A 25183-nucleotide genomic window follows, 5' to 3' on the forward strand; every position below is an offset into this window, starting at 1 on the left:
GCTCAGGGCCGCGCCGGGCGTTCCAGGCTCTCCCGGTCCCAGCCGCCGCGGATCGCGGCGGCCTCGTAGGTGGACTGCAGGAAGCCGAGCAGTACGGCGTCCGGATCCGGCGCCGTGCGCACGGCCTCATAGGGGAGGACGAACTCCCCGAGCTCCTCGTCGTAGCGGGCCTGCGGCGGGCCGGGAGGCATGTCCTTGTAGCCGGGCGGTTCCGGATAGGCGTACGAGTAGAAGACGCCCTCACCGGGGCCGCCGGGCCAGTAGCCGCAGCTGCTGAGTTCGTGCGAGTAGGCCTCGTGCATCACATGCGGGCCGCAGTTGGGAGCGCCTCCGGGATGCGGGGGCGCCCCTCTGCCGGAGAACCGGGTGGTCGCCAGATCGAGCGCGCCCCAGAACAGGTGGACGGGGCTGGCCTTGCCCACGAAACGCGTCTTGAACTCCTCGAACACCCGCTGCGCCTCCACGAGCAGCCGCCAGAACCGGCGGGCCTGGCCGGCGTCGTACTGGCCGTGCACGTCGTCCTCCTCGAACGGTATGGCGTCGGGGAGCTCGACCGGGACCGGCCAGATCTCGGTGTGGAGCCCGAGTTCGTCGAGCAGCCCCATCAGCCGCTCGTAGAACTCCGCGACGGTGGCCGGTGACGTCAACGCGAGGCGGCGGCTCGTGCCGTCGGTCGCGATGATGTCGAGGGCGTCGGCGTGGAAGTCGAAGTCGATGGCGAAGCTCCGCCCCGGCCCGTCCGGGATCAGGGACGTGGTGAGGCCGCGGGGCGTGAGGTACAGCGGCGTGTTCCACCAGTGGCTGAGCAGCGGGGTACGGGCCAGCCGGACCTTCCCGACGATCTGGGTCCAGAGGATCAGTGTCTCCCGCGTGGCCTGCCATTCGTCGACCGGCAACGAAGGCCATGCCGATTGCGACCCAGCCATGAGATCCCCCTCAGCTCTCCGGCTTGCCGACACCCGCATCGTTCCCCGAAACGCGCCGCCTCTAGCACGGTGACTCGCGGCGAGTCGGGTCCGGCCGGTCCTCCCGTCCGCGCGAGGAAGCGGACCGCGGCGGCGCAGGCGAGGCGGGTGCACGCCAGGATCTGGTGGGCGGTACTGCGCCTCCCTGAGGGGCCTCGCCGAAAGAGGGACCAAGGCCGGAGGTGGCCAGGAAAGGGACGCGATGACCGCCACCCGATCAGCGCGGTCCACCGTCGGCCGGGGCGGGCGCATCCGCCCTGGTGAGGGGCACCATCCCGGTGCCGCCTTGTCAAGGTCTGCCCACTACGCGATCCACCCCATTACAGAGCAAACATAGATAAACATTCATTAAGGGATTGATCGCCTCTTACCCCACATACGACGCTTGCCTCGCTTCTTGAGGAGAGCCGCGCGTCCCGCTGCGAGGGGCTCCTCGGGACCCTCATCTCTCTGGAGGCGCATTGAGGCGCAGAGTCACCTCTTTCATCGCCGCGCTGACCCTTGGAACAGGGGTGCTGGCCGCGGTGCCGACCACGTCGGCACTCGCCGGGCAGACGCGCGACGACGACCGGATCGAGGTATTCACCGGTCAGCTCACCGTCGATCAACTGAAGAAGGTCCGTGACCTCGGGCTCGACCACGAGGACATCGCCCTGGGCAAGGCGGCGGGCGGCAAGGCCCCCGTCGAAGTGGTCATGAGCCGCGCCCAGGGCGAGGCCCTGCGGGCCAAGGGCATCCCCCTGCAGGTGAAGAAGGTCAAGGGCCAGACCGCGGGGCAGCGGGCCAAGACGCTCGCCGAGCAGGGCAAGGTGTTCCGCCCCTACTCCGGGGCGGGCAACCTCCGCGAGGAGATCGTCAAGGCCGCCGCGGACCACCCGGGCATCGCCAAGGCCGTCGATATCGGCACCTCCCTCAAGGGCCAGCCGATCACCGCCGTCCGGGTCACCAAGGGCGCCCGCTCGTATCCCACGCGCGGTCCGCGCCCGGCGGTGGTCTTCCAGGCGAACCAGCACGCCCGGGAGTGGATCACCCCCGAGAACATCCGCCGGCAGCTGCACCACTTCCTGGACAACTACGGCAAGAACGCCGAGATCACCAAGATCGTCGACACGACCGATCTGTGGTTCATCCCGGTGATCAACCCCGACGGGTACGACCTGACCTTCGACCCCGCCCATCGGATGTGGCGCAAGAACCTGCGCGACAACGACGGGGACGGCCGGCTGACGACCGCGGACGGCGTCGACATCAACCGCAACTTCCCCTACAAGTGGGGCTACGACAACGAGGGCTCCTCGCCGTCGTTCGACAGCGCGACCTACCGCGGCCCCGCGCCGGGCTCGGAGCCGGAGACCAAGGCGCAGGACGCGTTCATCGCGAAGCTGCGGCCGAAGTTCCTGGTCAACTACCACTCGGCCGCGGAGCTGCTGCTCTACGGCGTCGGCTGGCAGCAGCAGACCCCGAGCCCGGACGACCACGTCTTCGAGGCGCTGCTCGGTGACGACGAGAAGCCGGCCGTGGCGGGGTACGACCCCGACCTCGGCGCGGAGCTCTACATCACCAACGGCGACACCGACGGCCACATGGGCGAGCGGCACGGCGTGCTGAGCACCACCCCGGAGATGTCGACCTGCCAGACGGCCAGCGCCGTCGACCCGGACGACCAGTGGAGGCCCGAGGACTGCGCGAGCGTCTTCCACTTCCCCGACGACGAGAAGCTGATCCAGCAGGAGTTCGCCAAGAACCTCCCGCTGGCGATCGCCACCGCCAAGTCGGCGCACACCCCCGACCAGCCCGTGTCGGTGGTCGGCAAGACCACGCCCGACCTGGTGGCCGACGCCTTCGAGGTCTCCCACGGACGGAACCAGCCGGTGGCGGTCACCGCCCGCAAGTCGCTGACGGCGCTCACCCTGCGCTACAGCGTCAACGGAGGCCGCACCAAGACCGCCTCGGTCCGCGAGTGGAAGGGCGGCGAGCGGTACGGCAACGAGGGCCGGCACTACTACGGCGAGTACCGCGGCACCGTGCGCGACACCAAGCCCGGTGACAAGGTGGAGGTGTGGTTCGAGGCCCGCAAGAAGGGCGCGAAGGTCTCCAGCCAGAAGTTCACCTACTCGGTCTCGAAGGACATCGGCGGCAAGGTCCTGGTACTGGCCGCGGAGGACGTGACCGGGGCCAGCCCGAGCCAGGGCGTGACCGAGGCCAAGTACGCCGGCACCTACGCCGCCGCGCTCAAGAAGGCCGGCTACGCCTCCGACGTCTACGACGTCGACCGGAACGGCCGCAAGGCACCGCACCACCTGGGCGTGCTGAGCCACTACAAGGCCGTCGTCTGGGAGACCGGGGACGACGTGGTGACGCGCGACGCCGCCCAGCCGGCCGGCACCGCGGCCAAGCTCGCCTTCGATCTGGAACTGACCGTCCGCGACTATCTCAACGAGGGCGGCAAGCTGCTGCTCACCGGCAAGAACGCGGGCCTGGCCCAGGGCGCCGACGGCGTGTACTTCTACGAGCCGCAGGTGCCCGCCCAGCCGGAGTGCAGCGTGCGCACGGACCCGCCGTGCCTGCCGATGTTCAACGACTTCCTGCAGTACTACCTGGGCGCCTACAGCTACGTCAGCGACGGTGGCACCGGCCAGGACGGCAAGCCGTACCCGGTCAAGGGCTCGGGCGGTGCCTTCAACGGATTCCAGGGAGCGCTCAACGGCGCGGGCTCGGCGAACAACCAGGACCACACCGCGTCGTTCCTGAGCACGTCCAGCTTCCTGCCGAAGGACAAGTTCCCGCAGTTCGCGACCGAGGCCCCGATCAAGTGGGACCGGCCGGGCGGCGCGCCGTACGACCCGCGGACCGGTGAGTGGTACGCCTACAGCGGCCAGGCCGACGTGTCGTTCAAGCGGCTCACCAGGACGGTCGACCTCACCGGCAAGACCGGCGGCGAACTGACCTTCCACACCTCCTACGAGACCGAGCTGGACTGGGACTTCATGTTCGTGGAGGCGCGGACGGAGGGCCAGGACGACTGGACGACCCTGCCCGACGCGAACGGCCACACCCAGCAGTCGACCGGGGAGAGCTGCGCGTCCGGCTGGCGCGCGCTGCACCCGCGGCTGAACCACTACCAGGGGCAGGACTGCTCGCCCAAGGGCACCACCGGCACCTGGCACGCGGCCGGCGGGAAGTCCAACGGCTACCAGCAGTGGTCGATCGACCTGTCGGCGTACGCCGGGAAGAAGGTCGAGCTGTCGATCTCCTACGCCAGCGACTGGGGAACCCAGGGGCTCGGCGTGTTCGTCGACGACGCCAAGATCACGGCCGGCGGCGAGACGATCTCGGAGACCTCCTTCGAGACCGACCTCGGCGGCTGGACCGTCGCGGGCCCGCCCGAGGGATCGGCCCCGGCGGCCAACGACTGGTCCAGGAGCCAGCGGGCCTTCGAGGAGGGCGCGGGCGTCGTCACCAAGGACACCGTCTACGTCGGCTTCGGCGCCGAGGGGCTGGCCCCCGCGGCCCGCGACGAGTTCGTCAAGAGGGCGATGCGGCACCTCCTGGGGTGACCCGGGCGGCTTGACCACAGGTCCATGACCGGAAGACGGCGGGCCACCCCCTCCTCACGAGGGGGTGGCCCGCCACCGTCTTCCCGGCCGGGCGGTCAGGGGCGCTCGGCGGGCTGGACCAGCGGGCGCAGGAGGGTCGCCTGGACGGGCAGGTCCTCGGTGACGCCGGTCGTCGGAAACTTCTGCGCGGTGCGCAGGTGGTCACGCAGGAGCCGGGCCGCGCCGTCGGCGTCGCCCTCCTCGATGAGGGTGAGCACCCGCGCGTGCTCGTCAAGGGCCCGGCGGCGCAGCGCGGGCTCGGGGAAGGACCCGGTGCGGGTGGCCTGCTCCGACCAGTCCCGCTCCTGGGCCGTCCACAGCGTCTCCAGGGCGCCCGCCACCACGAACAGCGTCTCGTTGCCGCACAGCCGGACGATCGCCTCGTGGAACTCGCGGGACGCGGGCGTCGCGCGCTTCTCGTCACCGGTCTCGACGGCGTGGACGAGGCTCTCGTGGGCACGGCGCAGCGCGGGCACGACGGCCGAGTGCCGGTCGGGGCGCTGCGCGCACAGCGAGGCGCAGAACGGCTCGATCTGCTGGAGCGCGAACCCGACGTCCGGCAGCGCGGTCCGCCGGGACTCCAGCACGAGCGCGAGCATGTAGGCGACGCTGTCGCGCTTGGGCGCGTGCACGACCGAACCGCCGGTGTTGCCGCGCCGGACGGTGATCAGCCCCTCGGTCTCCAGGATGCGCAGCGCCTCCCTGGCGGCGAGCTTGCTGACCCCGAACTCCTCCAGCAGGGCCGACTGCTTGGGCAGCAGGCTCCCGTCCGGCAGCTCGCCCCGCAGGATCCGCGACCGCAGGGTGTCGGCGAGCAGGTCCGCCACCCGTGGCTGACGCATCTGCGCGCGCGGCTCCGGGCTCCCCGTGTCCTCCACCGTGTCCCTGTCCTTCCGGCTGTCGTCGTCGCGGCCCTCACCTTCAGGCCATCACATCTATCTCATCTTCCGTTCCGCTGCGAAACCGCGTGCCGGACGGCCTCCCCGGGCTTCTCGGCGACCGTCACGCCCATGGCGTGCTGGTAGGCGGCCTCCAGCGCCCGGCCGCCGCCGACGGGCTCGGACGCCCGGCCGCGCAGCAGCACGTAGCCCCGGTCGATCCGGTCCCGGACGGCGCCGATCGACGGCTCGACGACCACCACGGCGGTGCCCTCGTCGGCGAGGCGGCGGGCGGTGTCCATCAGCTCGGCGACGATGAGCGGCGCCAGGCCGGTGGACATCTCGTCCAGCAGCAGCGCCTTGGGCGAGCCCATCAGGGCACGGGACACCGCCAGCATCTGCTGCTCGCCGCCGCTGAGGACCCCGGCGAGCGCGCGGGCGCGCTCGCGCAGGACGGGGAAGCGGTCCAGGGCCGTCTCGACCTCACGGCCGGGCAGGCCGAGCGTGTCCGCCATGACCTGGATGTTCTCCCGGACGGTCATGGTCGGGAAGATCTGCCGGCCCTGCGGGACGAGGGCGAGCCCGCGCCCGGACCGCCGGGCGGCGCCGAGCCCGCTGACGTCCTCGCCGTCCAGGGTGACGCGGCCGGTGGACGCGACCGACCCGTACGCGGCGAGCAGCAGGCTGGACTTCCCGGCCCCGTTGGGGCCGACGACCGCGCTGACCGCGCCCCCGGGGAAGGTGAGGGACACGTCCGACACGGCGATCGAATCGCCGTACCGGACGGACAGGCCGCTCACCGAGAGCTCATGCGACAACGTTCTCACCGCCGGTTCCGAAGTAGACGTCCTGCATCTCCGGGCTGGCCAGGCATTCGGCCGGGTCGCCGTCGAAGACGACCGTGCCCGAGCGCAGCAGCATGATCCGGTCGACCAGGGACGCGACGATGTCCACGTTGTGGTCGACCAGGATGATCCCGTGGCCCTGGGCGCGCACGGCGCGCACCGCCTCCGAGATCGCCGCGACGCCGGTCGCGTCGGCGCCGGCGAACGGCTCGTCCAGCAGCAGCACCGAGGGCCGCTGGGCGATCGCGCGGGCGACCTCGACGAGCCGCTGCTCCCCGAGCGTGAGGTCGCCGCAGCGGCGGCCCAGGTCGCCGAGGTCGAGGGCCCCGGCGACCTGGCGCAGCGTGGCGTCGAAGCGGGACCCCGCGGGACGGAGCGCGCCCGCGGCCAGGCCGCCGAGCAGCCCGCCGATCCCGGCGAGCCGGGGGGCGGCGGCGCCGAGCAGGATGTTCTCGCGGACGGTGAGGTCGAGGGCGAGGTGCGGGTGCTGGAAGGTCCGGGCGAGCCCGGCGCGGGCCCGCCGCGAGGGCGGGCCGGTGAGCCTGCGCCCCCGGATGGACAGCGTCCCCCGGTCGGCGGGCTGCGCGCCGTCGAGCAGGTCCACCAGCGTCGTCTTACCGGCGCCGTTCGGGCCGATCAGCCCGAGGACCTCCCCGGCGGACAGGCGCAGCGACACGCCGTCGACCGCGCGGACGCCGCCGTAGCTCTTACCGAGCCCGGTGCCTTCGAGGAGAGTGGTCGTCGTCATCGTGCCGTTCCTCCGCTCCCGGTCCCTTGCGCGGTCCCTCTCGCGCGTGCGAGGCGCCGGTGCAGCCACCGGGCGGCCTGCCCGGCGTACCCGAGGATCCCGCGCGGCGCGATCACCAGGACGGCCAGCACCGCGACGCCGAAGATCAGCGATCCGGCGCGTTCGAAGATCTGCAGGTTGAAGGTCAGCTGGACGACCAGGACCGCGCCGAGCACCGCGCCCCAGGCCGACCCCTGCCCGCCGAGCAGCGGCATGAAGATCGCCAGCGTGACCAGGTGCAGGGTGAACGTGTCGGGCCCGATCGTCTGGTTGGCCGTGGTGAACAGGGCGCCGCCGAGGGACGCGACCGCCGCCCCGGCCCCGAGGACGGTCAGCCGGAGGGCGGGGACGCCCACCCCCGCGGCCTCGACCGCGGCCGGGACGTCCCGGGAGCTCTGCAGCGCCACGCCGAACGGTGACCGGCGGACCCGGTCCATGGCCACCGCGACGATCCAGACGGTCAGCAGCGCGAGGGCGATGAGCGACAGCCGGTCCAGCTCGGCGCCGAACAGGGTGAGCGGGCGGATGGAGCCGATGCCGAGCGCGCCGCCGGTGATCCCCTTGGCGTCCAGCAGGAAGCTCTGGAAGGCGACCCCGAACAGAAGCGTCACGGCCGCCAGGTAGAAGCCCGACAGCCGCCGCGTCGCGAACCCGAGCGCCACCGCCAGGGCGGCGGAGGCGACCGCTCCCAGGAGGAAGGCCAGCGGCAGCGGCCAGCCGGTCTTCGTGGCCACGAGCCCGACCGCGTACCCGCCGATCGCGACGTAGGCGCTGTAGGCGAGCGAGAGCACCCCCGCCAGGTTGAACGGCATGTACATGCCGAGCGCGAGCAGCGCGTAGGTGGCGCCGAGGATCGCCAGGTCCTGCCGGAACAGGTCGCCGCCCGCCCACGCGATCACGCCCAGGGTGAGGGCGAGCGTGCCGAGGACGCGGGCCGTCTCCGCCGACCGGAGCCGGCCGGCCGGGCCGGCGTGCGGCGTCTCTCCGTGTGCCGATACCGCGGTCATACTCTGACCCTCCGTACGAACAGGCCGCTCGGGCGCAGCGCGAAGAACAGGATCGCGACGGCCAGGACGGCGTAGTCGAGCGAGGCGCTGCCCAGGTAGTAGGGGACCAGCGTCTGGGCGAGCGCCAGCAGCAGGCCGCCGGCCAGCGGCGCCCAGACCGACCCCGTCCCGCCGATCACCATGGCGAGGAATCCCGACAGCGCCCATCCGAAGCCGGACTGGAAGCTCACCCCGGCCTTGGCCGAGAAGAGGTTCCCGGCCAGCCCGACGACGAGGCCGGCGAGGGCGAACGCGACCAGCCGCACCCGCCCGACCGGCATCCCGAGGGTGCGCGCCGCCTCCCGGTTGCTGCCGACGGCGCGCAGGATGCGGCCGTACCTGGACTTGCGCATCCACAGCCACACGCCGGTGAACGTGACGAGCGTGGCCGCGACGAGCACCAGCGTCTGCCCGTCCACCGTGGCCACCCCGAGGTCGAGGGAGGTGTCGGGCAGCCAGGACCGGCCCGGCATCAGGTGCCGGCCGAACAGGGTGCCGGCGAGCTGCTCGACCGCGAACAGCACCGCGACCACCGCGATCAGGGACGGCAGCTCGCCGCCGCCCGAGCGCGCGTCGATCGGCCGTACGAGCGCGACCTCGGTGACGACCGCGAGCAGCGCGGCGACCGCGATGCCGAGGACGGCGGCGAACCCGAGCGGCCACCCCCGTTCGGCCATCAGCCAGGAGGTGGTCAGGCCGGAGAACATCGCGAAGGGACCGAGGGCGAAGTTGAAGAAGTCGGCTCCTTCGAGGACCAGGTAGTAGCCGAGCGCCACCAGTCCGAAGAAGCATCCGATCTGGACGGCCGAGACCCACAGTTGCGCAGACATCCCGCTCCTTTTGAGCTGCTTCCGTGGGATCTTATGTTTAAAAGTTAGCTATGACAATGCTCACTTGTGGGCGGTCCGGAATCCGGGGAGGCGGCCGTGACCAGTCCTTTCGGCGAGGTGGCCGGAGAGGGCGGCGGCCGGCTCGTCCGGCACCCGTCCCTCGCTCTGGCCTCCCTTGCGGATGCTAAGATTTAGACGTTAGGAGTCCGTTGGCTCATCGCACTCACGACGGGGGATCGGTGGAGGGATCGCGCCCGGCGCGCATTCGCCAGCCCCGTCTCGCCGACATGGTCGCCTCCGTGCTGCGGGAGCGGATCGTCAGCGGCGAGCTGGCCGACGGCGAGATCATCGGCCCGCAGGACGACCTCCTCACCGAGTTCGGGGTCAGCAAGCCGCCCATGCGCGAGGCGCTGCGCATCCTGGAGTCCGAGGGCCTCATCACCGTCCTGCGCGGCAACAAGGGCGGCGCGATCGTCCACGTCCCGCGCACCGAGACGGCGGCGCAGGCCATCGACCTGGTGCTGCGTTCGCGGCAGGCCGACCCCGCCGACATCGCCACCGCCCTGGTACGGCTGGAGCCGGTGTGCGCGGGCCTGTGCGCCGAGCGTCCCGACCGGCACGACAACGTCGTCCCCGCGCTCGAGGCGGCCCAGCGCGACGTCGAGGAGCACCTGGACGACCCGTTCGGGTTCATCCGCGCCGCCCGCGACTTCCACGCCCAGCTGGTGTTCGGCTGCGGGAACGACGCGATGGCGGTGGCCGTGGGCGCGCTCGAACGGCTCTGGACCACCGCCGAGCAGGAATGGGCGGGCGGCGCCGCCGGCCGCGGCGAGTTCCCGGGTCTCGACCAGCGCTCCCAGGGCGTGAAGGCGCACCGGCGGCTGGTCGAGCTGATCGCCGCCGGTGACGCCGCGGGCGCCGAACGCGCCGCGCGGCGCCACCTCAGCGCCGCCCAGTGCCACGTCCTCGACTGAGCCGTCCTCCGGCCCGGTCAGCGGTCCAGCACCTCCGGATGGTCGCGCAGCAGCGCGCGGACGGCCCCGTTCCAGAAGAAGTCCGTGCCGCGTTCGAGCAGCGACGCCTTCATGCTGCGCCGCAGGGTGGGGGCCACGAGGGTGTGGTCGCGCCCGGAGACCAGCACGTCGTGCATGAGCCGGCACTGCCGGTCCACCGTCGCCGCGCGGTAGGTCGCCTCCTCCACCGACGGACCGGTCACGATCACGCCGTGGTTGGCGAGGAGCACCACCGACTTGTCGCCGATCCGGTCGGCGAGGTCGGCCCCGAGGTCGGAGGTGGCGATCTCACCGGTGTACTCGTCGACGAAGGCCAGGTCGCCGTCGAACATCGACCCGGTCTGGTGCAGGAACTCGGGCAGCACCCCGAGCGCCGCCAGCACCGTCGCGTGGTACGGGTGGTTGTGGATGACGACGCGCGCGTCCGGGCGGCGGCGGTGCAGCTCGGTGTGGATGTGGATCGCGGGGGTGACGTCCCACCTGCCCTCGATGACCGTCGCGTCCATCGAGACCCGGCAGATGTCGGCGGCCGTCATCTCCTCCCACCACACGCCCCACGGGTTGACCAGCAGCTCCTCCGCGTCGTCCGCCCGGACGGTGATGTGGCCCGCGATGTTCTCGGTGAAGCCGGACCGTCCCAGGATGCGGAACGCGCACGCCAGCTTCTGCCGCTCGCTGAGGTCCCGGCCGATCGGCGGCATCACCCGCGGCGTCCACTCGGCGGCGCCCCCGGCGACCGGTGGCGGCATGAGCCGGCGTTCAACGTTCAAGGTCACGATTCCTCCGCTCGTCAGCCGCATTCGGGCTGGTAGGTGGGCCACTGCCGGCCCGGCTTCCCGTTCTCGAACTGCTTGAGGATCAGGCCGCACAGGCCGTCGGTGCCGCTGTGCTTGCCGGGCCGGAAGGACAGGGTGTAGCCCTTCTGCCCGAACGACGCCGGGTAGCCGGACACCTGCTCGAGCCCCTTGTTGATGGCCTCTCCGTCGACCTTCGACCCGGCCGCCTCGATCGCCTTGGCGAGCATCCCGACCGCGTCGTACGCCTGCGCGTCGTAGGCGGTCACCTCGGCCTTGCCCCCGCGCCTGCTCGCCAGGAACCTGCCCAGCTCGGCGCTCCGGTCGTTGTCGTCGGTGATGGAGCCGACGAACACGAGCCTGTCCAGCGCCCCCTGCCGCGCCTGCCCCCACAGGTCCGGCTGGTTGCCGATGGAGGCGAGCGAGAAGCGGTCGATGCCCGGGAGGAGCTGGTGCGCGGTGTTGTGGACGAGCACCTCCATCTGCCCGCCGAGCGCGGCGACGAGCATCGCGTCCGGAGCCGCCCGCTTGATCCGGGTGATCTGCGCGGTGACGTCACTGGTGTCCACCGGCGCCATCTCGGTCGCCACGACCTGGATCCCGGCCTCACGGATGGGGCCCAGCAGCGCCTTCTCCATCCCGGCGATGGACGCGCTGTCGTCCTTGAACAGGGCGAGCTTGGTGTGGCCGGCCTTCTTGAACGCCTCGGCGTAGACCTTGCCGAAGTCCGCGGTCGGGTTGGCGAGCGAGTAGGTGTAGGCGGAGTTGGGGCCGTCCCCGATGCCGGGCGTGATGTTCACCGGCGCGATCGCGGGCACCTTCTGCTGCTTCAGCAGCGCCTGCACCTGCAGGACGGACTGCCCGCCGGAGTTCATGATGAGCGCCTGCGCGCCCTGGCTGAGCAGCTGGCGGACGACGGTCGGCGCCTTGGTCGCGTCGTTGTCGTCGCTCTTGACGATCAGCTTGAGCTTCCTGCCGCCGATGCCGCCCCGCTCGTTGATCTGGGCCACGGCGTCCTTGACGGTGGCGCCGACGATCGAGGCGTACGCGGCGGCGCCGCCGGCGGTGTCCTGGTCCATGCCGATGACGATGGTGCCGTCATCGCTCCCGGCCGATCCGGAGCCCGACGCGCACGCGCCGGCCGCCAGCAGGGGCAGCGCCGCGAACAGGGCCGCGGCCTTGCCCGCGTTACCGCCGCGTCTCAGGGTGGTCCGTGCCATAGGGGCCCTCCTTGGGGTGGGTGGGAGGCGGGGGGACGGGGTCGTTGGCCGACGCGGAGCCCGGTGCGATGACGGGAGAGCCGGGGGAGCCGGGGGTGATGACGACGCTGACCGGGGCGGTCCCCGGGCGGTTCCCGGCGAGCGTCTCGATGGCCTCGGCCGCGTCGGGGAGGTCGAAGGTGTGGGTGACGATCTTGTGCAGCGGCCGGTCGTCCGCCTCGATCAGGGCGACGGCGCGGCGGAACGAGGTGTGCCCGACCGCGCGGACGCCCTGCACCCGCAGCCCCTTGGTGACCACGTCGTCGACGGGCCAGCCGGGCACCGGCCTGCCGCCCTTGAGCCCGGCGAGGACGACCGTCCCGCCGCGCCGGACGATCCGCAGCGCGTCCAGCACGGTGGCGGGGTCGCGGGACGCGACGTCGATCACCACGTCGGCGGGGACGCCGCCGGTCAGCGCGAGGACCTTCTCGGGCACATCGCCCCCGCCGGCCTCCACGGCGCCGGTCGCGCCGAGTTCCAGCGCGAGGTCGAGCCGGTGCCGGTCGGACGCCAGGCCGGTGACGACCACCGGGCCGGCGCCCGCCGCCCGCGCCGCCAGGACGCAGGCCAGCCCGCGCTGCCCGGCGCCCAGCACGACCACGCAGTCGCCCGCCCGGGTGCCGGGGACCTCGGCGGCCCACTCGATCCCGGCGGCCAGGGCGTTGAACGTCGCGGCGGCCCTGACGTCCACGGCGTCGGAGACCCGGTGCAGGACCGAGTTGGGGTGCAGGTACATGTGGTCGGCGAATCCGCCCCACAGCCCGGGCGGGATCCCGGCGGGGACGAACCCGTAGCTCATCGGGTAGTGGTCCCAGCCGGCGCACAGGACGTAGCGGCCCGTCCGGCAGTCCCGGCACGCGCCGCACGGCAGCGCCGGCTCGACCACGACGCGGTCGCCCTCGGCGAGGCGCCAGCGCCGCGCCGCCCGCGCGCCGATCGCCGCGATCCGCCCCACCGGCTCGTGACCGGGGATGAACGGGGAGGTCGGGCCGATGGTGTCGAACAGCGCGCCGGTGTACTCCTCGATGTCGGTCCCGCAGATCCCGCACGCCTCGACGCGCAGCAGCGCCTCGTCCGGCCCGATCGGCGGGAGGGGCAGTTCCACCAGGTCGAGGTGGCGCGGGGATCGCTGGAGCACCGCGCGGGCCGTGCCCGCCATGGTCATCGGGTGCTCGTCCCGGTGCGGCCGGGGTCCCGGCGGACACGCGGCGCGAAGTGGGTGAACATGTCCCTCCTATCGGTAGCGCGGGTCGAAGTCCGGGTCCGCGGGGTCGAGCCCGTTCTCGTGCTCGGCGAACCAGCGCGTCCGCACCGCCCGGGTCAGCCTGGCGTCGACGAGCACCGGGCCGGACGGGTCGGAGACCAGCTCCTCCAGGGCGTCCAGCTCCGCGGGCGTCCGGACGGTCACGGCCTCCGCCCCGAACGCGCGGGCCAGCGCCGCGAAATCGGGCCGGGGGATCAGCGACAGCCCGACGTCCATGCCCCGGTGCAGCATGTTGTGGTACTCGTAGCCGAACGCGCCGTCGTTCATGACGACGACCACGAGCCGCAGTCCCCGCCGCACCGCCGTGTCCAGCTCGGCCAGGCTCATCATCAGCGCGCCGTCCCCGGTGACGGCCAGGGTCACCCGGTCGGGACGGGCGGTCGCGGCGCCGATCGCCGAGGCGAGCCCCAGCCCGATCGACCCGAAGTTGACCGGGAACACGAAGCCGGAGGGGTCGGGCACCGACAGCCCCCGGCACGGCTCGGACAGCGCGGCGTGCCCGCCCTCGACCACCAGCGTCCGCCGCCGCGGCACCATCCGCTCCAGCGCGGCCACCACCGTGTGCGGGTCGAGCCCCGTCTCGTCGCTCCCGTCGGGGTGCTCGGTCGCGTAGCCGGACGCGGCCAGCCACCGCGCGGTCTCCTCCGTCCGCCATCCGGTCTTCGGCCCGGCGGCCCCGGCGAGCATCGCCGCGAACGCGCCGGCGTCACCGAGTATCCGCAGGTCCGCGGGGGTCCAGACGTCGAACGCCTCGGGCCGGACGTCGTTGTGCACGATCACCGGTCTCCCGGCGAGCATCCGGCCGCCGTCGGTGGTGAAGGCGTTCAGCCCGGCGCCGACCGCCAGCAGCAGGTCGCTCCCGCGGATCAGTTCCCGCCCGATCCGCGTCGCGAACCCGCCGCACACGCCCACGTCGTAGGGCTCGCCGGCGAAGAACCCCTTGGCCTTCAGCGTCGTGGCCAGGAGCGCGCCCGTCCGTTCGCCCAGCGCGACCAGTTCGGCCCGCGCGCCGGCGGCTCCGCGCCCCGCGACGATGACCGGCCGTTCCGCGGCGGCCAGCGCGCCCGCGACCCGCGCGACCTCCTCGGCCCGGGGCGCCGGCGCGGGCGGAGCATCTTGGCGGAACGTTCCAGGCAGCTCCCCGGCCTCCAGGCCCAGCAGCGGGGTGGGGATGTTCAGCACGATCGGCCGCCGCTCGGTGTACGCCCGCCGGATCGCGAGCGCCGTGTCGGCGGCGGCCGACGCCGCCGAATGCGCCTGCTGGAAGCCCGCCCCGGTCGGCCGGACCACGTCCTCCTGGTCGATCGCCTGCGGGTTGCGCAGGTCGCCCGGCGGGGTGTCGGCGGCGACGAGGAGCAGCGGGGTCCCGGCCCGCGCGGCCTCGGTCAGCGCGGTGACCGCGTTGGTCAGCGCCGGGCCGTGCGTGACGGTCGCGACCCCGAGCCGCCCTCCGGCCCGCGCGTACCCGTCCGCCATGAGCACGGCGCCGTCCTCCCGGGCCGCCGCGACGTAGTCCGCGCCGTGCTCGTGCACCAGCGCGTCCAGGATCGGCAGGTTCCCGTCCCCGAGCACTCCGAACAGGCACGAGACCCCGTGCGCGGCGAGGGTCTCCGCCACCGCTCCGGCCACCCGCATCAGCGCCTCCCAGCACGACCGCACTGAGAGGGACTATCTTATAAAAGAAAGATATAAGTCAAGGAGTCTCCGGGGGGCGGCTCAGGCGAGCACGCAGCGGGTTCCGCTGTAGATCGTCGGCATGCACTTGTTGCAGTGGACGCACAGCGACCGGGTCGCGGGCTCCTCGCGGAGGCGGTCGACCAGGCCGGGCTCGCGCAGGAGCGCGCGGGCCATGGCGACGAACGCGAAGCCCTCGGCCATGGCGAGGTCCATCGTGGCGCGCTCGGTGATCCCGCCCAGCAGGACCAGCGGCATCTTCAGGGCGGCGCGGAACTGGCGGGCGCTGTCGAGCAGGTACGCCTCCCGGTACGGATAGCTCCGCAGGAACCTGCCGCCGGCGAGGCGGACGCCGAGCCGCTGCGGCCTCGGGAACGTCGCGGCGAACTCCCGTACCGGCGCCTCGCCCCGGAAGAGGTACATCGGGTTGAGCAGGGAACTGCCGGCCGTGAGCTCCAGGGCGTCGACACCGCCGTCGCGTTCCAGCCACCGGGCGACCTGGAGGCTCTCGTCCAGCCAGAGCCCGCCGGGCACGCCGTCGTCCATGTTGAGCTTGGCCAGGATGGCGATGCGGTCGCCGACCGCCTCCCGGACGGCGCGGGCGACGCCGAGGGCGACCTTGGCGCGGTTGGCGAGCGACCCGCCGAACCCGTCCCGGCGCCTGTTGAGCCTCGGGCTGAGGAACGCGCTGGTGAAGTAGTTGTGCCCCATGTGGATCTCGACCGCGTCGAACCCGGCCTCGATGGCGAGCGCCGCCGCGTCGGCGTGCGCCCTGGTGATCCGCTCGATGTCGGCGGGCGTGGCCGCGAGGACCCTCTGCAGGCTCAGCGGGCTGAGCGAGCCGGACGGCGCCAGCGCCGGGACCCTGTTGGACCTGCCGTTGGCGACCGGTCCGGCGTGCCCGATCTGGGCCGAGGCGGCGGCGCCCTCGGCGTGGACGGCGTCGGTGAGGCGGCGCAGGCCCGGCAGCGCCTCGGGGCGCATCCAGATCTGGTGGCGCTCGGTGCGCCCCTCGGGCGCGACCGCGCAGTACGCCACCGTCGTCATGCCGACCCCGCCGGCGGCGTGCCGCCGGTGGAACTCGATCAGCTCGTCGCCGGCCAGCGCACCCCTGGTCATCCCCTCGAACGTCGCGGCCTTGATGACGCGGTTGCGCAGGGTGAGCGGTCCCAGCCTCGCGCGCTCGAACACCTCGGGTGTGGTCATGGGGTCCTCCCTGGGGGGATCAGAGGGTCATCGCCGTCGGCTGGGCGTCCGGGCGCATGGCGGCGTCGGTGCCGCCGTCGACGAACAGGACCGCTCCGGTGGCGAAGCGGGCCTCGGGCCTGAGGAACTGGTGCACCCAGAACGCGATGTCCTCGGGGCGCCCGAAGACGCCCAGGGGCATCGGCGTGGGGAAGTCGTCCGCGCTCTGGTCGGGGGCGGCCCCGGTGGAACCGAGCATCAGCGGGGTGAGCACGGCGCCGGGCGCGATCGCGTTCAGCAGTACGCCCCGCCGGGCCCACTCGGGGGTGACCGCGGTACGGCGCACCCAGCGCGCGAGCGCGAACTTGGCGGAGGCGTAGGCGGAGATGCTCGGCGCGATGGCGGTGAGTTCCGGGGGAGCGGCACGCTGGGCGGCCCGGGCGTGGTCGCGTGCGCGGTCCTCGTCCCCGGCCAGTGCCAGATCCACCAGGACCTCGTCCACCAGCGGGACGGTGGTGGCGGAGTTGGAGCCGATCGCCACGGCCCGCCCGGCGTCCGCCCGTTCCAGGGCCGGCCGCAGCCCCTCCAGCAGGGCCACCGGGCCGAAGAAGTCGACGGACACCACCGCCGCCGCGTCCTCGGTGTCCGGGCCGACCCCCGCGACGGCGGCGACGCCGTCCAGGACGCCGCCGCCGATCGAGAGGATCTCCCCGACCGCGTGCCCGCGCCCCTCCGGCGTGCCGAGGTCGGCCGTGACCTCGGCGTCGCGCAGATCGACCCCGATCACGGTGTGCCCGGCGGCGGTGAGGGCCGCGGCGCTGGCGGCCCCGATGCCCGACGCGGAACCGGTGACGACGTAGGTGCCCATGCTCCCTGCCTCCAAGGCGTGCGGGTGGTCGGTCCTCACATATATCAATCACTGATTGGACAGTGTTAGTAGCATATGTGATGAGATGGTCGCGTGGCCGATGACGACACCTTGACGACCCGCGACCGCCTGCTCGACGCCGCCGCGCGCCTGTTCCTGGAGAAGGGCGCCGACCAGGTGTCGATCCGCGCCATCAACGCCGAGGCCGGCCTGAATCCAGGCGCGGCCCACTACCACTTCGGATCGCGGGAAGGGCTGGTCTCGGCGCTGCTGGAACGGGAGCTGGCGCCGCTGTGGGCCGACCGGATGGAGGTCATCGCCCGGCGCTTCCAGGCGGGCGGGGACGAGGGGGCGCCGTTCGAGATGGCCGACCTGGTGGCGGCCCTGGCCGAGCCCTTCGAGGAGCTGTCCCGGACGGAGAAGGGCCGGATGCTGTGCCACCTGCTGGCCCGCTCGGCGCTGGCGACGCGGCGCCTGCCGGCGGTCTCGATCTGGTTCGGCCCGGCCCCCTTCGAGGTCATCCTGGGGCGGGCCATGCCCGAGCTGACGGTGCGCGAGGTCGCCGAACGATGGCGGCTGGCGTTCACCCTGCTCCTGGAGGTCTACGGGCGCTCGCCCGCCCCCGCCCCCGCGGCCCCGGCCACGTTCCCCGAGACCCGGACCGTCGTCGCCTTCATCACCGCGGGCCTGACCGCGCCCGCGCGTCCCGGCGCGCGCTGACCCGTGCGGCCGGCCGCCCTCCGCGGGCCCGGCGACCGGCGTCCGATCAGGCGACCCACCAAATGTTTGTTCACTATGATGCCCGGAAGGAACGGGGCCGGAGAGGGGCGACCGGCGCCCTTCGGGGGCATGGTGCCGGCCTGCGGCGTTCGTGCGCGCACGCGCGGCCATGCCGTCCCGGAGCTGAGAGGAGACGCGCATGGCGGTGGCCAGGTCGCGCAAGGGGTCGCCGAAGGGCGAGCCGGCCAAGGGCGGCGGCTTCGACCGGCGCGGGCAGCTCCTGGCGGTCGCCGCCGAGCTGTTCGCCACCCAGGGGTACTCCAAGACGACGGTGCGCGACATCGCGGACGCGGCCGGGATCCTCGCGGGCAGCATCTACCACCACTTCGACTCCAAGGAGGCGATGCTCGACGAGATCCTCCGGGAGTTGCTGTCCGGGCTGCACGAGCGCTTCGCCGCCATCGAGGGCCGGGACGACGACCCGCGGGCGACCCTGAGCGAGCTCGTCCGGGCCTCCTTCGCCGCCATCGACGAGGCCCCGCACGCGGTCGCGGTCTACCAGAACGAATCGGGCAACCTGGCGCGCGAGGAGGCGTTCGCCTACATCGGCGCCTACAGCGCGCGGATCGAGAAGATCTGGCTCCGCGTGCTCACCGCGGGCCAGGCGTCGGGGGTCTTCCGGCCCGATCTCGACGTGAAGCCGACCTACCTTTTCATCCGCGACGCGGTCTGGTCCACCGTCCGCTGGTACCGCCCCGGAGGCCGGCTTCGCTCCGAGGCGGTCGCCGACCACTACCTCGGCCTTCTCTACGGCGGTCTGCTGTAGGGACCTCCCCGCCCGGTCATCCGGTCGCGGCGGTGACGGCGGCGAGCACCCGGGCCCGGTGGAACGCCGGGGTGCCCCAGGCGGTGGCGAGGGCCCGGATCTTGGTGATCCACAGCCCGAGGTCGTACTCCTCGGTGTAGCCGATCGCGCCGTGCGTCTGGAGCGCCGTCCGGGCGGCGAGGTGGGCGGCCTCGGAGGTCGCGGCCTTGGCGGCCGAGACGTCGCGGCCCGCGTCGGGGCTCCCCTCTCCCAGCGAGACGGCGGCGCCGTACACCAGCGGGCGGGCGAAGTCGAGGGCGACGCGGACGTCGGCGAGGGCGTGCTTGACGGCCTGGTACTCGCCGATGACCCGGCCGAACTGGCGGCGCGACCCGGCGTACTCCACCGCCGTGGCCAGGGCGCGCTCCCCGGCGCCGAGCAGCTGCGCCGAGCAGGCGAGCACGGCGGCGTCGAGCGCGCCGGCCGCGACGGCGGGATCCAGCCGGGCCGGCGCCCCCGCGGGACGTGCCTCGAAGAGCCTGCGGGACCGGTCCACGGAGGTGCGCGCCTCGCCGCGCTCCGCGGCGGAGAGCCCGGACCCGTCGAGGACGAGCACCGCGTGCGCCACGTGGGCGTCGAGGGCGAGGGGCGCCATCGGGGGCGCGGCGGCGGTGACGATGGCGGTCCCGGCCGCCAGGTCGTCCAGGGAGGGCCCGCCGCCGGCGGACGCCAGCAGGGGCGGGGCCAGGACCACGGACTCGATGTAGGGGCCCGGCACCAGGTGGCGCCCGAGGGCCTCGAACGCGACGACCACGTCGGCGGGCTCGGCGCCGAGGCCGCCGTGGGCCTCGGGCACGCGGAGCGCGCTGACCCCCATCTCGGCGAGCCGCCGCCATATCTCCAGGCCCGGCCCGCTGTCGCCGTCCGCCCAGCGGCGCGAGGCGGCCGGTACGCCGGCGTCGCCGAGCAGGTCGTCCAGGGACCGCGCGAAGCCGCGCCGCTCGTCGCTCAGGGCGAATCTCATCGGTCTCCTCTCGGCAGGCCGAGGACCCGTTCGGCCACGATGTTGCGCTGGATCTCGTTGGTCCCCGCGTAGATGGGGCCGGACAGGGCGAACAGGTAGCCGTCCATCCAGGCGCCGTCGCAGGGCGCGCCCGCGCCGCGCAGCTCCGCCTCCGCGCCGAGCAGGGCCAGGGCGGTCTCGTGCAGCCGCACGTCGAGCTCCGACCAGAAGATCTTGTTCACGCTCCCGTCGGCGCCGACGCTCTCGCCCCGCTCGATCCGGGCGAGGGTGGCGAAGGTGTACAGGCGGTAGGCCTGCGCGGCGATCCAGGCGTCGGCGACGCGCTCGCCCAGGGCGGCGGACCCGGCGCCGCGCTCCTTCCAGAGCGTGAGGAGCCGGTCGGCGGCGGCGCAGAAGCGGCCGGGGGCGCGCAGGGACAGCCCGCGCTCGTTCCCGGCGGTGCTCATCGCCACCCGCCAGCCGTCGCCCGGGGCGCCCAGAACGTCCGCGTCCGGCACGAAGACGTCCTCGAAGAAGATCTCGGCGAAGCCGGGGTGCCCGTCCAGCTTCGGGATCGGGCGCACGGTGACGCCCTCGGCGTCCAGCGGGAAGAGGAAGTAGGTCAGGCCCTTGTGCCGCCGGGCCGACGGGTCGGACCGGAACAGCCCGAAGCCCCGGTGCGCGAACGCGGCCCGCGAGCTCCAGGTCTTCTGCCCGTTGAGGACCCACCCGCCGCGCGCCTCGTCGCGGGCCGCGGTGGCGCGCAGCGCGGCCAGGTCGCTTCCGGCCTCGGGCTCCGACCACGCCTGGGCCCAGATCTCGGTGCCGTCGGCCATCGGGCGCAGGTACCGTTCCCGCTGCTCAGGGGTGCCGTACTCGAAGAGGATCGGGGCGAGCAGGGAGATCCCGTTCTGCGCCACGCGCGCGGGCCCGCCGGCGCGGTAGTACTCCTCCTCGAACAGCACCCACTCCAGGAGGGACGCGTCGCGGCCGAGGTAGGCCGCCGGCCACGACACCACCGACCAGCGGCCCGCCGCCAGCACGGCCTCCCACTCGCGGTGGGCCTCGAAGCCCTCGGCGGTGTCCATGTTCGGCAGGGGGGACGCCGGGACGTGCTCGGCCAGCCACGCGCGCGCCTCGTCCCGGAACGCCCGTTCGCGGTCGTCCAGATCGAGGTTCATCGAGGGCCCTCCCGCCGCGCCGACGCGTCGCGGACGGCGCGGGCGTCCATGCCGGCCAGCGAGTCGACGCCCACCTCGGCGTTGTGGGCGTGCGCCGCGTGGTGCAGGCCGAAGACCGAGTCCATCCCGGCGCGCATGCCCTGCAGGTCCTCGGCCTGGTTGATCGCCTTCTTCGTCAGCGCCAGCCCGAAGCCGGGCATCTCGCCGATCCGCTCGGCGATCGCCATGGTCGCCGTCTCCAGCTCGTCCCGGGGGACCACGTGGTTGACCATTCCGAGCTCGTGGGCGCGCCGGGCGCCGAAGCGGTCGCCCGTGTACAGGAACTCGCGGGCGGCGCGGGGGTTCATGACCCAGGGGTGCGCGAAGAACTCCACGCCGGGGATCCCCATGCGGACGACGGGGTCGGAGAAGAACGCGTCGTCGGCGGCCACGATGAAGTCGCACGACCAGGCGAGCATGAGCCCGCCGGCGATGCAGGCCCCCTGCACCATGGCGATCATCGGCTTGGGGATCTCCCGCCACCGCCGGCACATCCCGAGGTAGACCTCGGCCTCCCGGGCCAGGCGCCGGTCGACGCCCTCCCGGCCGGTGTGGTCCCACCAGATCACGGCCTTGCGCTCGAACGACTCGTCGGCGTCGCGCCCGGGGGTGCCGATGTCGTGGCCGGCGCAGAAGTGCCGGCCGTTCCCGGCGAGCACGATCACCTTCACCCCGTCGTCGTCGACCGCGCGGGTGAACGCGGCGTCCAGCGCGTAGGTGACCTTGGAGTTCTGGGCGTTGCGGTACCGCGGCCGGTTGAGGGTCACGACCGCGACCACGCCGCGCCGTTCGTAGGTGACCACCTCTTCCTCCGCGGAGGTCTCCTGGATCGTCATCGCGCTCTCCCGTCCATCGTCGATACGTGTGCCGTGCCGGGATGGTGCGCGCACGTCCCGGGACTCCGTTCCGAGAACAGCTATACCAAACAAATGTTTGATGGGCTACGGTGGAGGTCCCGTTCGAGGTCAGCCCGTGGGGGCCAGCAGCCCGTCGTCGCGGATGGTGCGCAGGACGTCGCGGGCCGCCTCCAGGGTGCGGTCGACGTCCTCCGCGGTGTGGGCGGCGGAGATGTGGTTGCGCTTGAGGGTGAGCGGGAGCATCAGGAAGCCGCGCTCGGTCATGCGGCGGTGGAAGGCCACGTAGGCGGCGTCGTCGTTGCGCATGAGGTCGCGGTAGCCGCGGATCGGGGACTCGGCGAAGTAGAGGGCGAACACGCCGCCGAAGCCTGCGGCGGTGCCCGCGATGCCGAGCTCGGCGCAGGCCGCGTCCAGGCCGGCGCGCATGCGGTCGCCGAGGGCGTGGGTGCGCTCGTAGAAGTCCGGGTGGCCGCGCAGGTACTCGATGGTGGCGATGGCGGCGGCCGACGAGACCGGGTTGCCGTTGAAGGTCCCGGCAAGCAGGACGTCCCCGCCGGCCGAGCTGAAGTGCTCCATCAGGCGGCGGGGGCCGGCGAGCCCGGCGATCGGGTAGCCGTTGCCCATCGCCTTGCCGAACGTGGTGAGGTCGGGCAGGACGCCGCAGATCTGCTGGTAGCCGCCGAGCGCGTGCCGGAAGCCGGTGATGACCTCGTCGAAGATCAGCAGTGAGCCCCGCTCGGTGGTGAGGGCGCGCAGCCCCTCGACGAACTCCCGGGACGGGACCAGGGCGCCGACGTTGTGCGGGATCGGCTCCATGATGACGGCGGCGATCCGGTCCGGGTGCGCCTCGTAGAGGGCGCGGACGGAGTCCAGGTCGTTGAACTCGGCGATCAGCGTGGAGCCGAGGGCCTCGGGCAGGATGCCGCCCGACAGCGGGTCGCTGCCGTAGGCGCGGTCCGGGGCGGAGATCACGTTGCGGGCGACGGCGTCGTGCCAGCCGTGGAAGCCGCCCTGGAACTTGACGATCAGCGGGCGGCCGGTGACCGCGCGGGAGAGTCGGACCGCCTGGGCGGTGGCCTCGCTGCCCGACATCGTCGAGATCATCTGCTCGGCGGACGGGATCGTCTCGGTGACCAGCCGGGCCAGCTCGACCTCGGGCTCGGTGACCCCCCAGCCCACCAGGTCCAGGCCCCCGACGGCGGCGCGCACCGCCTCGTCCACCTCGGGCGCGGCGTGACCGAGAAGGATCGCGCCGAACGCCGCGTGGTAGTCGAGGTAGCGCCGGCCGTCGGCGTCGGTGACGTACGCCCCCGACGCGGCGGTGAGCGCGTGCGGCGGGCCGACCAGGCGGGTGGCGGAGTTGACGCCGCCCGGGATCACGGCCCGCGCGGCGGCCAGCAGCCTCGCCCCGGCGGAGGTCTGCCCGGCCAGATCGGCGGTGGTCATGGAGGAACCCCTAGTCAATCGGCGAACTGTTACATCCTTGTTTCGGCTCGGAATGATTCATGGAAAAGCGTTCCATGTCAATGACGCGATGAGAGTGGAACGTTGTGAGCAGGGGATCGTCGGTAATGAATGCAGATGACCTCTTGACAGACGAATCACTCGGGGATCAGGATCCATCGGCATGGAATCCAATTCCGTGCCAGTGCGGGTGCTGGTGGTCGGCACCGGCTTCATCGCCGCCCAGCATGCCGCGGCGATCCACGCCGAGCCGCGGCTCGAACTCGCCGGCGTCGTCGACATCGACCCCGGGCGGGCCGCCGCCGCGTCCCGCGCCAACGGCGGCGTGCCCTGGTTCACCGACCTGGGCGCCGCGCTGGAGGAGACCGGCGCCGGCGGCTGCGTCGTCTGCACGCCCAACGACACCCATGCCGCCATCGCCGTCCAGGTGGCGGCGGCGGGCGCCCACCTGCTGATCGAGAAGCCGCTCGCCACCGACGTGGCCGGGGCGCGGCGCGCCGTCGCGGCGTTCGCCCGGGCGGGCCGGGTGCTGATGCCCGCCCACAGCCACCGCCACTACGACTACGCGCTGACCGTGCGGGACGTGATCCGCTCCGGCGACCTCGGCGCGGTGGACATGGTCCGGCTGTCCATCCTGGGCGGCTGGATCTGGCCGGACTGGCGCGGCTGGATGCTCGACCCGGCCCGCTCCGGCGGGCACGCCCTGCACAACGGCGTCCACCTGCTGGACCTGGTCACCTGGTGGACGGGCGAGGTCCCCGAGACGGTCTACGCGCGCGGACGCCGGCAGACTGCGGCCGAACTGGGCATCCACGACTACCTGGAGATGACGGTCGCGTTCGCCGGCGGGGCGCTCGCCGTGTGCGAGATGAGCCGCGGCCACCGTCCCGCCTCCTACGCCCGCCGCGACGTGCTGGTCACCGGCACCGGCGGGATCCTCACGCTGCCCTGGGACGCCGAGGCCGGAACGGTCACCGGCGAGACGGGCACCGCGCTCCTGCCGCCCGGCGGCACCGACGGGTTCGCCACGCAGATCGCGGCCTGGGCGGACGCCCTCACCGGGGCGCCGCCCGCCGTGACGGGGGAGGACGGGCTGCTGGCCGTGGCCATGGGCGTCGCCGCCGAGCGGTCGATCGCCGCCGGCGTGCCGGTCCGGGTCGCCGACGTCCTGGAGGAGGCCGCGTGAGCGGGACGCTGCGGACGCTGCCCTGGGGTTCGGGCGGCCTCGGAACCCAGGACCACCAGCGCGACATGTACCTGCCCGCCCTCCGCGGCCATCCCGGGTTCACCGTCGTCGAGGCGGCGGCCGGCGACCTCACCGCCGCGATCGCCGAGACCGGAGCCCAGGTGGTCTGCGTGTGCGCGCCGCCCGCCGAACGCGCCGACCGGATCGTCGAGGCCCTGCGCGCCGGGTGCCACGTGCTGGCCGACAAGCCGATGGCGCCCGACCTCGCCGGCGCCGAGCGGGTCGCGGCCGCCGCCAGGGAGACCGGCCTGGTCTGTATGCCCGCGCACCACCACCGGTTCGGCGCCGCCGTCCAGGCCGCCCGGGCCGCCCTGGCCGCGGGACGGATCGGCCTGCCCTGGAACGTCCAGGCCGACTTCCTCGTGGACGGCGGCGACCCGTGCCCGCAGGGCGAGCTGGTCAACTTCGGGCTCTACCCGGTGGACGTGGTCCTGGCGCTCACCGGGCAGGCCGTCGAGCGCGTGCACGCCCTGCCCGGCCGCGACCCCGCCCGGTCCACACTCCTCCTGCTCGACCACGCCCACGGCCTGACCAGCACCATCACGGTCGGCCGGCTGCACGGCACCGCCGGCGCGCCCGGCATGGCGCTGCACCGCTACCGGATCAGCGGATCCGGCGGCGTCATGGACGTCGACGCGGCCCGTCCCGGCGCGGCGGTCCGGACCGCGTCCGGCACCCGCTCCGCCTGGCACGGTCCAGGCACGGTCGGCCGGATGCTCACCGCGCTGCACACCGCGATCGTCACCGGCCGCCCGCCCGAGGCCGGACCCGGCGACGCGCTCGCGGCCCTGCGCGTCACCGGCGCCGCGGCCCGTTCCCTCACCCTCGGCACCCCCGTGCCCCTCGACCCCTCGGAGGCCTGAA

The 25183-nt window shown here is 73.3% G+C and carries 22 protein-coding genes; 6 read left to right on the forward strand and 16 right to left on the reverse strand.

The features are described 5' to 3' along the window. Positions 1–2: 2 nt before the first annotated feature. On the reverse strand, positions 3–896 hold the full coding sequence (locus IW256_RS13655; RefSeq protein ID WP_231403770.1) for a DUF5996 family protein: 894 nt from the start codon (positions 894–896) through the stop codon (positions 3–5). A 530-nt stretch (positions 897–1426) separates the two neighbouring features. On the opposite strand from IW256_RS13655, the gene IW256_RS13660 reads away from it, so the two are divergent. Next, positions 1427–4522 (forward strand): M14 family metallopeptidase, encoded by a 3096-nt coding sequence (locus tag IW256_RS13660; protein ID WP_197011319.1) that lies wholly within the window; start codon positions 1427–1429, stop codon positions 4520–4522. A 95-nt stretch (positions 4523–4617) separates the two neighbouring features. Here IW256_RS13660 and IW256_RS13665 read toward each other — a convergent pair whose 3' ends face one another. The 5 genes from IW256_RS13665 to IW256_RS13685 form a co-directional block, all read right to left on the reverse strand. After that, positions 4618–5403, reverse strand: coding sequence for a FadR/GntR family transcriptional regulator (locus tag IW256_RS13665; RefSeq protein WP_197011320.1), 786 nt, complete (start codon positions 5401–5403; stop codon positions 4618–4620). 98 nt (positions 5404–5501) lie between these two features. Then, positions 5502–6239: an ABC transporter ATP-binding protein gene (locus IW256_RS13670; RefSeq protein WP_197011321.1), complete on the reverse strand. Its 738-nt coding sequence runs from the start codon at positions 6237–6239 to the stop codon at positions 5502–5504. 7 nt (positions 6240–6246) lie between these two features. Continuing rightward, on the reverse strand, positions 6247–7032 hold the full coding sequence (locus IW256_RS13675) for an ABC transporter ATP-binding protein (protein ID WP_197011322.1): 786 nt from the start codon (positions 7030–7032) through the stop codon (positions 6247–6249). Further along, on the reverse strand, positions 7029–8078 hold the full coding sequence (locus IW256_RS13680; protein ID WP_197011323.1) for a branched-chain amino acid ABC transporter permease: 1050 nt from the start codon (positions 8076–8078) through the stop codon (positions 7029–7031). Before IW256_RS13680 ends, IW256_RS13675 begins: the two co-directional genes overlap by 4 nt. Next, complete coding sequence (locus IW256_RS13685) at positions 8075–8947, reverse strand: branched-chain amino acid ABC transporter permease (RefSeq protein ID WP_197011324.1); 873 nt, start codon at positions 8945–8947, stop codon at positions 8075–8077. The genes IW256_RS13680 and IW256_RS13685 overlap by 4 nt, the downstream gene beginning before the upstream one ends. Before the next feature lie 287 nt (positions 8948–9234). Between IW256_RS13685 and IW256_RS13690 the strand changes: the two genes are divergently transcribed. After that, on the forward strand, positions 9235–9921 hold the full coding sequence (locus IW256_RS13690) for a FadR/GntR family transcriptional regulator (protein WP_197011325.1): 687 nt from the start codon (positions 9235–9237) through the stop codon (positions 9919–9921). A gap of 17 nt (positions 9922–9938) precedes the next feature. On the opposite strand, the gene IW256_RS13695 is transcribed toward IW256_RS13690, so the two are convergent. From IW256_RS13695 to IW256_RS13720, 6 genes are all read right to left on the reverse strand, one after another. Next, a complete protein-coding gene (locus tag IW256_RS13695; protein ID WP_197011326.1) occupies positions 9939–10736 on the reverse strand; it encodes a class II aldolase/adducin family protein in 798 nt (265 codons plus the stop codon). A gap of 14 nt (positions 10737–10750) precedes the next feature. Further along, entirely contained in the window at positions 10751–11974 is a 1224-nt protein-coding gene (locus tag IW256_RS13700) for an ABC transporter substrate-binding protein (protein ID WP_197011327.1), read from the reverse strand. After that, on the reverse strand, positions 11943–13178 hold the full coding sequence (locus IW256_RS13705) for a zinc-dependent alcohol dehydrogenase (protein WP_197011328.1): 1236 nt from the start codon (positions 13176–13178) through the stop codon (positions 11943–11945). Before IW256_RS13705 ends, IW256_RS13700 begins: the two co-directional genes overlap by 32 nt. A 69-nt stretch (positions 13179–13247) precedes the next feature. Beyond that, entirely contained in the window at positions 13248–14912 is a 1665-nt protein-coding gene (locus IW256_RS13710; RefSeq protein WP_197011329.1) for a thiamine pyrophosphate-binding protein, read from the reverse strand. An 81-nt stretch (positions 14913–14993) separates the two neighbouring features. Next, entirely contained in the window at positions 14994–16157 is a 1164-nt protein-coding gene (locus IW256_RS13715) for an NADH:flavin oxidoreductase (RefSeq protein WP_197011330.1), read from the reverse strand. Between the two features lie 19 nt (positions 16158–16176). Beyond that, complete coding sequence (locus IW256_RS13720) at positions 16177–17004, reverse strand: SDR family oxidoreductase (RefSeq protein ID WP_197011331.1); 828 nt, start codon at positions 17002–17004, stop codon at positions 16177–16179. Positions 17005–17097: 93 nt separating this feature from the next. On the opposite strand from IW256_RS13720, the gene IW256_RS13725 reads away from it, so the two are divergent. Both IW256_RS13725 and IW256_RS13730 read left to right on the forward strand, forming a co-directional pair. Next, positions 17098–17724: a TetR/AcrR family transcriptional regulator gene (locus IW256_RS13725; protein WP_197011332.1), complete on the forward strand. Its 627-nt coding sequence runs from the start codon at positions 17098–17100 to the stop codon at positions 17722–17724. Positions 17725–17923: 199 nt separating this feature from the next. Further along, positions 17924–18550 carry a TetR/AcrR family transcriptional regulator gene (locus IW256_RS13730; protein ID WP_197011333.1) on the forward strand — a complete coding sequence of 209 codons (627 nt, stop codon included), beginning with the start codon at positions 17924–17926 and terminating at the stop codon, positions 18548–18550. A 16-nt stretch (positions 18551–18566) separates the two neighbouring features. Here IW256_RS13730 and IW256_RS13735 read toward each other — a convergent pair whose 3' ends face one another. From IW256_RS13735 to IW256_RS13750, 4 genes are all read right to left on the reverse strand, one after another. Beyond that, complete coding sequence (locus IW256_RS13735; RefSeq protein ID WP_197011334.1) at positions 18567–19553, reverse strand: acyl-CoA dehydrogenase family protein; 987 nt, start codon at positions 19551–19553, stop codon at positions 18567–18569. Then, a complete protein-coding gene (locus IW256_RS13740; RefSeq protein ID WP_197011335.1) occupies positions 19550–20713 on the reverse strand; it encodes an acyl-CoA dehydrogenase family protein in 1164 nt (387 codons plus the stop codon). Before IW256_RS13740 ends, IW256_RS13735 begins: the two co-directional genes overlap by 4 nt. Then, positions 20710–21588 (reverse strand): enoyl-CoA hydratase, encoded by an 879-nt coding sequence (locus IW256_RS13745; RefSeq protein ID WP_197011336.1) that lies wholly within the window; start codon positions 21586–21588, stop codon positions 20710–20712. The genes IW256_RS13740 and IW256_RS13745 overlap by 4 nt, the downstream gene beginning before the upstream one ends. 129 nt (positions 21589–21717) lie before the next feature. Beyond that, the gene (locus tag IW256_RS13750) at positions 21718–23055 is read right to left on the reverse strand and encodes an aspartate aminotransferase family protein (RefSeq protein ID WP_197011337.1); all 1338 of its coding nucleotides are present in this window, start codon (positions 23053–23055) and stop codon (positions 21718–21720) included. Between the two features lie 181 nt (positions 23056–23236). Here IW256_RS13750 and IW256_RS13755 point away from each other — a divergent pair, with 181 nt between their 5' ends. Further along, positions 23237–24259: a Gfo/Idh/MocA family protein gene (locus tag IW256_RS13755; RefSeq protein ID WP_197011338.1), complete on the forward strand. Its 1023-nt coding sequence runs from the start codon at positions 23237–23239 to the stop codon at positions 24257–24259. After that, on the forward strand, positions 24256–25182 hold the full coding sequence (locus tag IW256_RS13760) for a Gfo/Idh/MocA family protein (protein ID WP_197011339.1): 927 nt from the start codon (positions 24256–24258) through the stop codon (positions 25180–25182). Before IW256_RS13755 ends, IW256_RS13760 begins: the two co-directional genes overlap by 4 nt. Position 25183 lies beyond the last annotated feature (1 nt).

Origin of the sequence: Actinomadura viridis, from assembly GCF_015751755.1 — a bacterium.
Taxonomy (GTDB): Bacteria; Actinomycetota; Actinomycetes; order Streptosporangiales; family Streptosporangiaceae; genus Spirillospora; species Spirillospora viridis.